Genomic DNA, 13,522 nt, shown 5'->3' on the forward strand with positions numbered 1-13,522 from the left:
TTAAAATTGGCTAAAGTCCAATCCACAGTTTCATTGACACTTAATAAGTGCATAAATGCAATAAATTTTACAAGGATATATAAAATTTAACATAGGCGCTAAAAAAATAAAAAACTGCTTGACAGAGGCAGGGCTGGTCATTACAATGCGAGCCTTATTTAGGGGTTATAGCTCAGCTGGGAGAGCGCTTGCATGGCATGCAAGAGGTCGGCGGTTCGATCCCGCCTAGCTCCACCATCAACATCGTTGCATGTTGATGGGTAAAAACGTCTAGGGTCCCCATCGTCTAGTGGCCTAGGACACTGCCCTTTCACGGCGGTAACAGGGGTTCGAACCCCCTTGGGGACGCCATTTTTGGTGTTTGAAGTAGTAAAGAATAAGTAGTACAATGTAGTAAGATAAAACATCTAGGTCCCCATCGTCTAGCGGCCTAGGACACTGCCCTTTCACGGCGGTAACAGGGGTTCGAACCCCCTTGGGGACGCCATTTTTGGCTTAATGAGCTCACTTCTATACGCACCATTTCATAGTAAATCTTGGGTAATTCTTAATTCTAATCAATCAAACTTAATAAAGCTTTATCTTATTAAGCACAGACGCGTTTTATCCTTCTTATATTGGGGATGCCAAATCATTAGAAAAAAAAATTGACACCCCTGTCGATTGGACTCTAATTCACTCCGAGGATGAAAATGCCCATTATGAACAAAAAAACGGGGCGATCCTTCAGGTCAACGACCCAACCTACTTATCGTTAAATACTGTCTTTATAAGTTTGATTCGGGATAAAACAACGTTATTTATAAGCGTTCAAAAATAGTTCGCGTATTAAAGCCAAACAAACGCTCATGCATGCGATAAGCATATTCATCCGTCATATTCGCCAAATAATCACAAACGACGCGATACGCTGCTGTCTCATCTTCAGCTTGTTTGAATAAAATGCGGTTTTTATTATCTAAGAGACTGCCTGGATTGGAACTAATGGCATCAAATAAGCGCAATACCACAGTTTGCCCACCATACTCAAAAGTACGTGCTTCTTGTGAATCAATGACATTATGATAAATACACTGCATTAAATAATGCAAAAGAGCAGCGGCTTCAGGAATTAAGGTGAGGTTGAATTTAAATAAATTATTTTCAAACGCTTCATTAGTTACCATTATTTGTGTTGAGGTAATAAAATAATTAACCATTTCCCCAATAGTTTGTTTTCTTAAATAGGGGTCTTGAGAAAATAATGAGTCTATTATGCGATCCTGATGAATTGCCAACACCGTATCACCTAATAATTGCCTAAATTCCGGAGTATCTAAATGAGACTGGTTAATAAGGCGTAAGTGAATGGCATCTTCTAAGTCATGAACACCATAAGCTATGTCATCTGCAGTATCCATGATCGAGCAATCAAAACTATGATAGGCCGCTTTTCCTGCTTTTGTATTTTGCGGCATTTGCGCCAATGATTGAAATAACTCTCTGTCTTGAGTTGAAAAGGGAGATAATAACCAATCCACCTCGGGTTGTTCGCAATCAAAATAAGCTTTAGGTGGCAGCCAATCATTAACTTTGATGGTTTTATGAATGGATTCGTGAACAGGCGGTTGTTTGGGGGCGAGTACACTCGAACGTTTTACTGGGTATTTTAATACACCAAGTAGAGCTCGCCGAGTTAAATCCAAGCCAAACGCGCCATAACTGCTTTCGACTTTGGTCAATAAGCGTAGCGTTTGTCCATTTCCTTCAAAACCACCATAATGACGCATCATGTAATTCAATGCCACTTCTCCACCATGGCCAAAAGGGGGGTGACCTATATCGTGGAGTAAGCAAATAACTGAAATTAAATCATCATTAGGTAATAACCCGGTTAAGATTGTATGTTGCTCTTGATTAATCATCAGATTACGAACTATGCTGCGTCCTATTGAATCAACTTCCAGCGAGTGAGTAAGACGAGTTCGGTGAAAATCACCTTCGTCGGTGCCTAATATTTGGGTCTTTCTTTGTAATCGGCGAAAAGAAGGGCAATGAATAACCCGAGTCCGATCTCGCTCATAAGGATCGCGATGATCTTGAGTCCCTCGTTGATTGGTTTGCCCTGAGCGTCGGTGAGTCCACATAAAATTTTGCCATAAACATAATAAAAAGAGTAACTGTAAGCCATACTTTATGCTTAAACAACATAAACCGCTAAAGTTTTTTTGAATTTAGTAGATAACTGTAAATAAGAACAGTTATAACTCAGGGGAATAATAATGAATAATAATATTAAATTCGCCGTAGTCGGACTCTGTGCTTTAGGCCTGTCTTCCTGTGCCATGATGGATGACAGTACGGGTACTAGTTTGAATTACCCTGCTTATGCTTCTTACTATGATAGCCAAGCTTACATGCGTAATACTTATAATATGCCAAATTATAATTATAATTACAAATATTATGAGAGTACGCGACCAAAGCAGGACGTTGTTGTACCGGACTCTTATCATGTCGGCGACATGAGGCCACCTGTTTCATTCCAAGATCGCGATCAAACCTGGGTAAGCAGCCAAAATCCTCAAGGTTATACGATTGAGTTAGCAGAAGGGGACAAGGCTTCAAAAGTAGCGCAAACACTTTATAAAACCCCTAAAAAAGATCGCATGGCTCAAGTGAAGGTACAACGTGATGGTAAAGATTATTATCGTGGTGTTTATGGTACATTCAACAGCGCAGCTGATGCACAAAAAGCTTTGAATGCTTTGCCTCCCGAGATTAAAAGCAGTGCTACGGTGAGAAATTGGAGTAGTGTTCAGCAGTAATTGGGGAAGGAGCATCGCTAGAGTTAGGCTATGCTAAAGTTCATAGCCGTCAGGTTAAGGAATTTAACCTTGTCTATCCTCGATCCGTTCGGGCTAAGGAAGCGCTTCAGCGCTGTCTTGAATCCTTGCCAGTCTTGGCGCAAGGATCCGAGATGGTATAAATGTGAACGGGTTGGGAGAGGAGCAAAGAGCTTTTTTTCTTAATATTTCAGTACTACGTTGCTGCACTTAGTAAAACCATCACATGCACTACTCCAGGAGTTGGGGTACGTTCCGCATTAAATTGTTTCAAATTGATGGCATAGCGCTTATTGATTTTTTCTAACCAGGCAATAAACAAATTAAAGGCAACTGTATCAAAGGTGAGTTGGATATCACCTGAGCCAGTTTGTTGCAATTGATAAGGAAATTTCAGCGTAGAATCTTCTTTAAGCTGTGTGGCCAAAATAGTCAGTAACTGACTGTTATCAACCGTTTCTTTTGTTTTGGATTTGTGATTTTGCTGCCTTACTTTTTTCATCCAATCCAAAGTAGCGATTTTTTCAACTAACTGTGTGGATTTCTGAGTTACCTGATGGCTTAATGGCGTATATAAAAATAAATAGTAACAATAGAGAATAAGACATAAAACTGCGCCTATAAGCATCCATTTTTCTCTTTCGTTGAGTGTACTTAAATAAGCTTTCACGTTAACTCCAGGGTAGCGACAACTTGTTGCTCACGAGTAGATGCTTGCGTTTGCTTGACATTAAGTTGTGATTTTTTTAATTGATTCTCCAATTTTTCCAAGCTTGCAAAATCAGAACTGATTAGTGTAACGGATAATGTTTTATTTTGATAATGAAGTTGTTCCAAAGTGAATTGCTCACTGTTTATTACCTTGGAAAATTGATTGAGTAAAAACCAAAAGCGTACTTGCTCTTCGCTCTTATTACCTTTTAACAATTGGTCAATACGGAATTTAGGACTAATTATTTGTTTGGCACCTGGAAAAAATTCACGGTAAATAACGGCAATTTGCTCATCAATTTGTGCTGTTTGTTTATTCACAAAATGTAAGTTTATTGCATTAACCAAAATCAGTGATACCAACCAAAGACCAAAAAGCACGCCGGCTAGTTGATATCCTTTTTTAATCAAGTCTGACTTATTGCCGTGGAGCATTTCACCTTGGCAAATGTTCATTAATCTGGATTGCAAAATTCGTTGTGCAATCCAGAAATAGGAGGTTTCTTGGCTCTTAGCTAGCTCAGCATTTTGCTGTATCTGGCTATCTGAAAATAAGAGCGGTTGATATGTCGGATGGTTTTTAATATAGCTCTGGGCCAGATCACCGGAGAGAGCACCTTTAAAATCATCGGCGTTAACGAGTAGTGTTGATTCACTAACACATAACTCAGCAGGCTCTAGAGCAAACCAATCTAAAGTGATTGCCGTAAAGGCAATTTCTTTTTCACCAAGCAATTGCATGATGTAGCGCAGTCGTTGTTTATCGATAATGGTAATCAGATACTGATTGTTTTGGTAGCGTACCTTATCAAAAGCAAAATGAAGCTCATCAACCGATTGAGCCAGTTTATCTTCCAGGGCATAAGGGATAGCAACGCGCGCTTTTCTATCGGGAAGCCAGGGTAATTCAAGATTTAGAAGACTGGCATTCGCACTCGTTTCAATAACTAGCGTATTACATTCTTTTTGTAATATTTGAATGTCAGCAAAACTGCGCTGTGCAGGCGGAGCACTTAAGGCTCCATCCTCATCAAGCTTCAGACAAAAACATCCTTCATCATTCAGATGTTTGGTGAATAAAAAAAGGGTATTCACTAAGCATAAGCCCTATGTTTTTTAGCGTTCATGGCAATCCATTGTTGTTTTAATTGTTGTGATAACAAATAAACGACAAGCGCATATTGAGGGCTTGAATTGTAACGAGTAATCACAAAGAAATTAGGATAGGCTATCCAATATTCATTTCCTTTCGCAGTAACAAGCTCAATTACTCCAGCACGTGAAGGATGATTATGGGATGCTGTAACTGGTTTTACGCCATTGGCAGTTAATTGATTGTAGTAATAATTCGCTTTTTTAGGATTCATTTGAATGGATTGATAGCGTTTGCCAATCAATTTTGCATGTTGCGCAACACCTGCATTGGTTTGCCAGCCATGAGCTTTGAAGTAATTGGCAATACTTGCAATAGAATCGTCATTATTCGTTACCAGATCACGTTGACCTTTATGCTTAAAGTCTACGGCAAAATTTCTGTAACTGCTTGGCATAAATTGAGGTTGGCCTATAGCTCCGGCATAAGAACCTTTGTATTTTGTTGCAGGGACATTATGTTCACGACAAAGTAGCAAATATTCTTTTAATTCATGTTTGAAATAGGGGGCACGTTTGGGGTAATCAAAGGCAAGTGTCGCCAATGCATCAAGCACTCTATTGTCACCTTGACGCTCACCATACAAGGTTTCTACACCGAGAATCGCTACAATCATTTCGGCAGGCACACCGTATTTTTTTTGTGCTTCTTCCAGTGTTTTTCTATTTGCAGCCCAATAGTCTATACCGCCTTTTAAGCGCGCAGGAGTAAGAAATAGATCGCGATAAACATCCCAATTTTTCTTTTCATAGGGTTTATCCATGGATTCGATAATTTGCGGTTGCAGTTTCACTTGACTTAGCGTTGCGGTCAGTTGTCTGGCATTAAAGTGGTACTCTTTTACCATATTATTGATAAAAAGTTGTACGTCTTTGCGTTTTGTAAATGCAGCATCAGCAAAAGTTGTACAAGAAAAAAAATAGAGTATTAGTGCGGTAAAACCCAACTTGGCCATTCGTTGCATGGTACATCCCGATAAGTGAGGCGAAAGGACAAATTTTATTAAAAATGCGAGACATTAGCAAATTTTTATAATTACTTTAAGCTAGAGCATATTTAGGCTAAAATGCACTATTTGCAAAAAGGTTATCTGAGTTGAGTGATTTAAAGCGTATTCGCAACTTTTCAATTATTGCCCATATCGATCATGGTAAATCTACCTTGGCGGATAGATTTATTCAAATCTGTGGTGGATTAACTGATCGTGAAATGAGCTCGCAAGTGCTTGATTCTATGGATATTGAGCGTGAGCGAGGTATCACGATTAAAGCTCAGTGCGTGTCACTAAATTATACCGCTAAAGATGGTAAAATTTACTTATTGAATTTTATTGATACACCAGGGCATGTGGATTTTAGTTATGAAGTTTCGCGATCATTAGCTGCTTGCGAAGGAGCTATCTTAGTTGTCGATGCCGCGCAAGGGGTTGAGGCTCAGACAGTAGCCGTGTGTTATACGGCAATTGATCAATCGCTCACAGTGTTGCCAGTACTTAATAAAATTGACTTACCACAAGCGGAACCAGAACGGGTTATTTCTGAAATTGAAGACATTATTGGTGTTGATGCACATGATGCTATCCGCACGAGCGCTAAGAGCGGCATAGGGGTTGAAGATGTCCTTGAAGCTTTAGTTGCAAATATTCCACCACCAGAAGGGGAGGTGGATGCGCCCTTGCAAGCACTTATTATTGACTCATGGTTTGATAGTTATCTTGGCGTTGTTTCTTTGGTGCGTATTGTTAATGGCTCGATTCGTAAAGGCGATAAGATGCGTATTATGTCTACGGGTCGTTCTTACGAAGTGGATCAGGTCGGTATTTTTACCCCGAAACGTACTAAATTAGACGCATTGCATGCAGGTGAAGTTGGTTATGTTGTTGCGGGTATTAAAGAAATTCAAGGCGCTCCAGTTGGTGATACTCTTACCCTGGAAAAAAATCAGGCGGCTAGTGCTTTACCCGGTTTTCAACGCGTAAAACCACAGGTTTATGCCGGTTTATTCCCGATTAGCGCGGATGATTTTGAAGCATTCCGCGAAGCTTTAGCTAAATTAAGTCTTAACGATGCTTCTTTATTCTATGAACCCGAATCTTCTGAGGCATTAGGTTTTGGTTTTCGTTGTGGCTTTTTGGGTATGTTGCATATGGAAATCATCCAGGAGCGTCTGGAACGAGAATATAATTTGGATTTGATTTCTACGGCACCAACAGTGGTTTATCAAATCGTGACGCAAAAAGGTGAGACCTTACTTATTGATAACCCTTCTCATTTACCGCCAGCGACTCAAATAAAAGAGATGTATGAGCCTATTGTGCGCGCCAATATATTGGTGCCACAGGACTACTTGGGTTCCATTATTAATTTGTGTATCGAGCGGCGTGGTGTGCAAGTCAATATGACTTATAGTGGACGTCAGGTTTCGGTAACTTATGATTTGCCAATGAGTGAAGTGGTTTCTGACTTTTTTGATCGCTTAAAGTCAGTCAGTAGAGGCTATGCTTCATTAGATTATAATTTCTTACGTTTTGATCCGGCTGATTTGGTAAAAATGGATATTTTAATTAACAGTGAACGTGTTGATGCACTTTCTGTTATTGTCCATAGAGCTTCTTCGCACAGTCGCGGTAAGATCATTGCTGAAAAAATGAAAGATTTAATTCCACGACAAATGTTTGATGTAGCCATTCAAGCTGCCTTAGGAAGTCATATCATTGCTCGGCAAACAGTTAAAGCCTTGCGTAAAAATGTGACGGCTAAATGTTATGGCGGTGACGTGTCACGTAAACGAAAATTATTAGACAAACAAAAGGCAGGGAAAAAACGCATGAAGCAAGTAGGGCATGTAGAAATCCCTCAAGAAGCCTTTATGGCGGTTTTCCAATCGGATAAAAAGTAGGATCTGGTGGGGCTCTCGAGAGCACTAGAACAGAAGTAGCTGGGACGTAAATTCAGTTGAACATTTATTAGGATATGAAGTTATGAATTTTGCTTTAATATTGGTTATTCTGTCATTTGTCAGTGGGTTTATTTACCTACTCGATGTGCTATTTTGGGCAAAAAAACGCACTGAAGGTCAGAATCCAAATAAGATTATTGAATATGCACGTTCCTTTTTCCCGGTATTTTTTGTGGTTTTACTGTTACGCTCGTTTTTGATTGAGCCGTTCCGTATCCCCTCTGGTTCTTTAGAGCCTACTTTATTGGTTGGTGATTTTGTTGCTGTAAATAAATTTGCTTATGGTTTTAGGCTTCCTGTGGTGGAAGAGAAAGTAGTTTCAGTTGCTAATCCGAAAACCGGCGAAGTGGCGGTATTTCGTTGGCCGCCAGATCCATCCTATGATTACATTAAACGCGTTATTGGTGTTCCTGGGGATCAAATTAGTTACCATAATAAAGTGCTAACGATTAATGGCCAAGAAGCAAAACAGAGTTTTGTTGAGTATACAACGGATGAAAGTTCTGGAAAGCCGGTATCTAAATATAAAGAAAATCTAAATGGTGTCGTTCATGATATTTTTGTGAGAACGGATGTTCCCGCTGTAGATTTTGATTTGGTGGTGCCCGAAGGTAATTATTTTATGATGGGCGATAATCGTGATGATAGTGCGGACAGTCGTTTTTGGGGATTTGTGCCTGATTCTTATTTTAGAGGAAAAGCCTTTTTAGTTTGGATGAGCTGGAATGGCAAAACAGATAATGTCCGTTGGTCTAAAATAGGTAAGATGATTAATTAAACAGGTAATGTGCCTTTCAGGGGATGATGTATTGGCGATAAGCTAAGTACAAAATGAAGAATAAGGATTGTTCTGATGCACAAACAACAAGGAATGACTTTTATTGGCATGTTACTGACGATGGCGACAGTAATTATAGCGGCAATTTTGGTAATGCGTGCGGTGCCTGTTTATCTGCAGTATTATTCGATAATTGAATCAATAAAAAGTTTAAATGCGGTGCCTGTTGCCAGTTTAACTGGTGATTCATATAGCGATGTTGAGGTGCTGCGTGGTCGTTTGAACAAGCATTTAGAGATCAATGGATTGGATAATTTAAAGCCCGATCAATTGACTATAGTACCCAATGGCACAAATAAGTTTACAGTAAAACTAAAATATCAGATTGTTAGGCCTTTACTGTATAATATAAGCTTATTATTCGATTTTAATGATACTCAAGAGGTTGTAACCGGTAGTGAAAATTGATTTAGAAAGACTGTGCCGTCGCATAGATTATCATTTTGAAAAGCCCGCTTTTTTAAAGCAGGCGTTGACTCATTGCAGCGTTGGTAGTGAAAACTACGAGCGTTTTGAATTTCTTGGCGATTCCATTTTAAGCTTTGTCATTGCTAATGAGCTATTTCATCGTTTTCCTTCGCAAAGTGAGGGGCATCTTAGTCGTCTGCGTTCGTTTCTTGTTCGTGGTGACATGTTGGTAGAAATTGCCAGAGAACTTGATTTGGGTGATTTCCTCTTTTTAGGGCAGGGTGAATTAAAAAGTGGCGGTTTTCGTCGGGCATCTATTCTTTCTGATGCCCTGGAAGCGGTCTTTGCCGCCGTCTTTTTTGACGGTGGTGTGGATGCGGCAAAAGAAGTTATTTTGAAGTTGTATCGTTCCAGACTTGAAGATCCTAATTTAAACGATTGTCTAAAAGATTCTAAGACTCGATTACAAGAGTACTTGCAGGCAGAAAAAATCGCCCTTCCTGAATATGCTTTAATTAAAGTAGAAGGGGATGAACATGAGCAGTTGTTTTATATCACCTGTACTGTTGAAGCGGAAAAATTAGTGACGCAGGGCGAAGGATCTAATCGGCGTAAGGCAGAGCAATTGGCTGCAAAAGCGATGTTAGAGCAATTACGTCCAACTAAGAAAAAGTAAGTGTGGGCTGAATTTTAGTTAATTATAAATCCCAATGAATCTTGTCGTTGTAATCATAGGTACTTGGGATGCTCATTTTTTTCCTTTCCAGTTTTTAGATAAATCAAAGGCTATAAGTCTGGTTTACATGTTCCACTAGAGGCTGTTGATCTTTCTATTAGCTTGGCCAAAATGAGTCAGACTTTCTGTGCTCCGATGCGTACATACTTGATGTATGCTCTGCTTCGGTGCCTAAGAATCAACCAATTCTTGACTCAATCTAGCGCCAATGGCAACAGACCCTAACCTAATTTAATTTTTTGTTAATAAATCTATTTTATAATCACAATGAATTATTATTGGATGGTTAGTGTAATGAGAACAGAAAATGATGTTGTATATCGAAAACAGGCTTTGGATCTAAGTTGTGATTTAAGTCAAATAAAAATTGATGGTGATTTTCAGAATTCCCTTTTGTTGCACTTTATTAATGAAAATGAAGAGCATTTTGCAATGAAAATAGCGAAACGTCCTGATCTTTCGACCTTTATTAATATGACTGATCAACAATGTGGAAATAGTGCATTATTGTTTGCTATTAAACGTGGTTTTTTTAAATTAGCCCAGTTTTTAATTAATCACGGAGCCGATGTAAGTCTTGTTGATGCTTCTGGGCATAATGCATTACATTATGCATGCTACTTACGAGATGAGGGGCTTCTCCGCGCTTTGTGCTCATCAGATTCGTACAAGCGTACTAAGGAAAAGTGTCTTCAGCAACAAACACGACGTGAGCACTTTACTCCGGTTGATTTATATTTATTTGAATCACGATTTCTCTTTCCTTCTAATTTAAGTACTCATAACAATTTATGGGACTACCGGGCGGCCCCTCCTTTTGAACAAGCCTATAATCGCCCTAAAGTAACATTTGCATGGATTCATGGTTTTGATTGTGAGCAGGCTTCGCAAGCGCTACTTGAATTTGCAAATAAGCATCATGAGCATTATTTTAAGAATAGACTTTATGTCCAGAGAGTTCATAATGCTGCTGGTGGCTTTGAGATTATACGTCCTACAGATGCACAAGTAACGCAGTTAAAAAATGATAATGCGCAGTACTTAACTGCTGAGTATTACACCGATCATTGCAGAGCAATGAAATTGCCGGCTATTGAAAAATTATTACATTTGAGCGAGCAATATTTGCAACATCTTGAACGTATGGTAGTAAGACCCAATACGGGTGCTTGGACTCTTCTTGAGACGAAAAAAGAAACAGTGAACGCGTTGCTAAATACTTTGAAGGATTCATCTACCTCAGAAGGCACTAAAATTAGAACGTTTCAAACGGGTTTGAGTGATGCTCATGAGACTTTATCAAAACATCGTGACAGGGGTTGGATAGCTTTCTTGGGCAGAGCCTTGTCGGTTATAACGGGCATTAGATTTTTCTACACAACAGGCTCTGTGTATTTCTGGCGAAGTCATGGCGAGCAATTTGAGCGCAATTGTGATGAGATGCTTAAGTCTCAGCAGCTTCCGAAATTATGTTAAGTTCACGCGAATTAGGGATAAGGATCGAATAAAACCGTTCTTCAGTGCGAATGGATCAGAATAGGATAAACCCTGTTTTGCTCTCTTATCCCGAATCTACGCTATTTAATGGATATAACTCTATTAATTTGGCGTTATAATGCGCAGCGAATCACCTCAATGCGTATAAATATAATATTTCTCTTGAAAAACATAGTTATTTAATTTAACTTACTGATTTTAATAATAAAATTTAATAATAAAACATGCATAATAATAATTCTCATTCTACGCGCAATTTTGTTAATAAATTACGTGGATTCCATGCAAAAAACGATGCGCATGGTCGCTATGACAGGCCTATTACCGTAACGATAAAAAAATTTTGTGAAACACATTTTGATGAGTTGATGCAACTTTGTGAGCAAGATGAAACTATTGTCTTAATTTGTAGTTTACCTATTCCTGAGTTGCAACAATATTGGCAAGACCAATTACCCGACGATGCAAATTATAATGGAAATGGGCGCCCAATTTTTGAGCAAGTTATGAGCCGTTTTAGCCCACCAGAAGAACCCATAGATGAACCAGGGGTTGGGCTAAAACGTTAAGTGGTTATATCATATGCCTACGGAAGAGCCATTTTTAGCACTTTGCTGAGCATTGTCAGAAGTTTGCGCCGATGCAAAAAATGAAGTATTGGGCGTTTTTTTCTTTCGCGCGTATTCGTTTTTTTGAGTAATTTGCTCTTCTTGAGTAATTTGCGCTGCAAGTAATTCGCTAAGACGTCTTTTATGAGTACTTATTTGGGCTTTTGTTTCTTGAGCTTTCGATTGCTCTATAAACAACCTCCTAAGACTTTTTTTAGGAGTACTCATTTGAGGACTAGAAGTTACGCTCCTTATGGCTTTTCGCACTGTATAACTGGGTAATTCACCTTGGGTTATGCGTTGTGGAGGACCCGAGCCATCTTTCTTCGTCGTTGGGTAAAATGCATCAATTAATTGCATATTGGGATGGATGAATTTAGTAATATTTCTTTGGGTTTCGTCCCAAGTAGATTTGCTTTGCTGAACTATCCATTCCGGAATATTAGAAAGATAAAGGGTTTTTAAATCCAACTCATTGTTGATGATCCATTGTTCTATAAGCAATAGATCTGTTTGCTTTGTCAGATTTGCTTTACCGAAAAAAACTCTTCCTTCCGTAATCATATTTTTCAAGTAATTAAAATTGTCTTGGCTGGCAAGAAAGCCATGAGTATTGTTTTGCATGAGTTTAAATTGGTCTTCTAAAAAAACACTAAAGGGCTCAAGATTTTCATTTTCATTGATGACTTTTAGAAATTGAGAAATAAACTCTTCTTTTGAGGCTGAATTCAAAATTAAAGATTGTAATAATGGATATATAAAACTATGTACTGCGGGGTCGATATCAAAAATAGCCGCATAAAAGGGACGGGTTGTGCAAATGATGTCTAGGTTAAACCATACAGAAAAACCTACATGAAGGGTACTTTTATCATTTTCTGGCAATTGAGTTAAGCTTGCTAGTGTTTCTTGTTGCTTTTGTTCATTGCAAATAACATAAGGTAAATCGTTAATTGGGGTACTGCAAGCTTCTGCATACAGGGCAATTAGCTCATGAAATATTTTTATCATTATTTTATCCAAAAGAATTCATACAATCTTCCTTGGGAAATTTAGTAACATCCTTAAAAACTATTATTTCTATTTATCAATAAGTTAAATAGAGTCAGCTTCATAAATAGGCTAATTTGATTTATTTATGGGCATTTTGCGCGTTGCATCTTACCATATTTTATCAAATTAGCGTCATTTATCTTTCGCTAGATTGAGCCAAAATGGGTTTATTTTCGAGCACCGAAGCGGAGTATACATTAAGTATGCGTGTATCGGAGCGCAGAAAATCAATTCATTTTGACCAAATAGTAGAGATAGTAGAAAGGTCAACAGACCCTGACTCTAATGGCCATAATATTTCTGATAAATAGAGGTATATGTCCCATCTTTTTCTATGCTGAGAATCGCTTTGTTTATTTCGGTGATTAATGCTTCTTTATCTGAAAGAGCGATAATGCCGTAACCCTCCCCTAATGGTATGGCATGTCCTACTAATTTAATGTTATAAATATTGTTGTTGATGAAGCTATAAGCAATAGCGTTATTTAGCACAATAACATCAACTTTATTTTGTGCTAAACCAGATAAGAGATCGGAAACTAAATTATAGGCAATAATCTGATTGTCATTATGATAAGAAGATTGGGTCAATAAGTTATAAAAAGTAGTCTTAATCACCCCGATTTTTTTGTTTTTTATATCGGCTATGTTATTGATGGGACTGTTTTTTGAAGTAATAAACTGCATTTTACTGACTGCATAAGGAACGCTGATTGCATATTGCTCTTGCTCAAG

13 protein-coding genes and 3 tRNA genes are annotated in these 13,522 nt (G+C 38.5%); 10 read left to right on the top strand and 6 right to left on the bottom strand.

The window, feature by feature from the left end; genetic code table 11:
* Positions 1-161: 161 nt before the first annotated feature.
* The 3 genes from LDG_RS11745 to LDG_RS11755 all read left to right on the top strand — a co-directional run bounded on the left by LDG_RS11745 (position 162) and on the right by LDG_RS11755 (position 487).
* Positions 162-237: transfer RNA gene (locus tag LDG_RS11745), tRNA-Ala, on the top strand.
* A 38-nt stretch (positions 238-275) separates the two neighbouring features.
* Positions 276-351, top strand: a tRNA-Glu gene (locus tag LDG_RS11750).
* A 60-nt stretch (positions 352-411) separates the two neighbouring features.
* Positions 412-487 (top strand) — tRNA-Glu (locus LDG_RS11755).
* A gap of 313 nt (positions 488-800) precedes the next feature.
* Here LDG_RS11755 and LDG_RS11760 read toward each other — a convergent pair.
* Positions 801-2,126, bottom strand: a complete 1,326-nt coding sequence (locus tag LDG_RS11760; RefSeq protein WP_006871599.1) for an anti-phage deoxyguanosine triphosphatase — start codon at positions 2,124-2,126, stop codon at positions 801-803.
* A 135-nt stretch (positions 2,127-2,261) separates the two neighbouring features.
* On the opposite strand from LDG_RS11760, the gene LDG_RS11765 reads away from it, so the two are divergent.
* Positions 2,262-2,807 carry an SPOR domain-containing protein gene (locus LDG_RS11765; RefSeq protein ID WP_040535620.1) on the top strand — a complete coding sequence of 182 codons (546 nt, stop codon included), beginning with the start codon at positions 2,262-2,264 and terminating at the stop codon, positions 2,805-2,807.
* A 214-nt stretch (positions 2,808-3,021) separates the two neighbouring features.
* Here LDG_RS11765 and lspM read toward each other — a convergent pair whose 3' ends face one another.
* Genes lspM through mltB form a run of 3 tightly spaced genes read right to left on the bottom strand, consistent with a single transcriptional unit; the run spans position 3,022 to position 5,653 of the window.
* Positions 3,022-3,495, bottom strand: a complete 474-nt coding sequence (gene lspM / locus LDG_RS11770) for a GspM family type II secretion system protein LspM (RefSeq protein WP_006871602.1) — start codon at positions 3,493-3,495, stop codon at positions 3,022-3,024.
* Complete coding sequence (gene gspL, locus LDG_RS11775; protein ID WP_006871603.1) at positions 3,492-4,631, bottom strand: type II secretion system protein GspL; 1,140 nt, start codon at positions 4,629-4,631, stop codon at positions 3,492-3,494. The genes lspM and gspL overlap by 4 nt, the downstream gene beginning before the upstream one ends.
* Positions 4,631-5,653, bottom strand: a complete 1,023-nt coding sequence (gene mltB / locus LDG_RS11780; RefSeq protein ID WP_006871604.1) for a lytic murein transglycosylase B — start codon at positions 5,651-5,653, stop codon at positions 4,631-4,633. Before mltB ends, gspL begins: the two co-directional genes overlap by 1 nt.
* 131 nt (positions 5,654-5,784) lie before the next feature.
* Here mltB and lepA point away from each other — a divergent pair, with 131 nt between their 5' ends.
* From lepA to LDG_RS11810, 6 genes are all read left to right on the top strand, one after another.
* Positions 5,785-7,587 (top strand): translation elongation factor 4, encoded by a 1,803-nt coding sequence (gene lepA / locus LDG_RS11785; protein WP_006871605.1) that lies wholly within the window; start codon positions 5,785-5,787, stop codon positions 7,585-7,587.
* A gap of 82 nt (positions 7,588-7,669) precedes the next feature.
* Positions 7,670-8,425 (top strand): signal peptidase I, encoded by a 756-nt coding sequence (gene lepB, locus LDG_RS11790; RefSeq protein ID WP_006871606.1) that lies wholly within the window; start codon positions 7,670-7,672, stop codon positions 8,423-8,425.
* 75 nt (positions 8,426-8,500) lie between these two features.
* The gene (locus LDG_RS11795; protein ID WP_006871607.1) at positions 8,501-8,893 is read left to right on the top strand and encodes a DUF4845 domain-containing protein; all 393 of its coding nucleotides are present in this window, start codon (positions 8,501-8,503) and stop codon (positions 8,891-8,893) included.
* Positions 8,883-9,569: a ribonuclease III gene (gene rnc, locus LDG_RS11800; protein ID WP_006871608.1), complete on the top strand. Its 687-nt coding sequence runs from the start codon at positions 8,883-8,885 to the stop codon at positions 9,567-9,569. The genes LDG_RS11795 and rnc overlap by 11 nt, the downstream gene beginning before the upstream one ends.
* A gap of 354 nt (positions 9,570-9,923) precedes the next feature.
* Positions 9,924-11,105, top strand: coding sequence for an ankyrin repeat domain-containing protein (locus tag LDG_RS11805; RefSeq protein ID WP_158307884.1), 1,182 nt, complete (start codon positions 9,924-9,926; stop codon positions 11,103-11,105).
* A 245-nt stretch (positions 11,106-11,350) separates the two neighbouring features.
* Entirely contained in the window at positions 11,351-11,695 is a 345-nt protein-coding gene (locus LDG_RS11810) for a hypothetical protein (protein ID WP_006871610.1), read from the top strand.
* 9 nt (positions 11,696-11,704) lie between these two features.
* On the opposite strand, the gene LDG_RS11815 is transcribed toward LDG_RS11810, so the two are convergent.
* Together LDG_RS11815 and LDG_RS11820 are read right to left on the bottom strand one after the other, a co-directional pair.
* The gene (locus LDG_RS11815) at positions 11,705-12,745 is read right to left on the bottom strand and encodes an LIC_10091 family protein (RefSeq protein ID WP_006871611.1); all 1,041 of its coding nucleotides are present in this window, start codon (positions 12,743-12,745) and stop codon (positions 11,705-11,707) included.
* Positions 12,746-13,069: 324 nt separating this feature from the next.
* Positions 13,070-13,522, bottom strand: a 453-nt coding sequence (locus tag LDG_RS11820) for a transporter substrate-binding domain-containing protein (RefSeq protein WP_148263574.1), incomplete at its 5' end; no start/stop codon positions are given.

The sequence above is a fragment of the Legionella drancourtii LLAP12 genome (genome assembly GCF_000162755.2).
In the GTDB taxonomy this organism is placed as follows: domain Bacteria; phylum Pseudomonadota; class Gammaproteobacteria; order Legionellales; family Legionellaceae; genus Legionella; species Legionella drancourtii.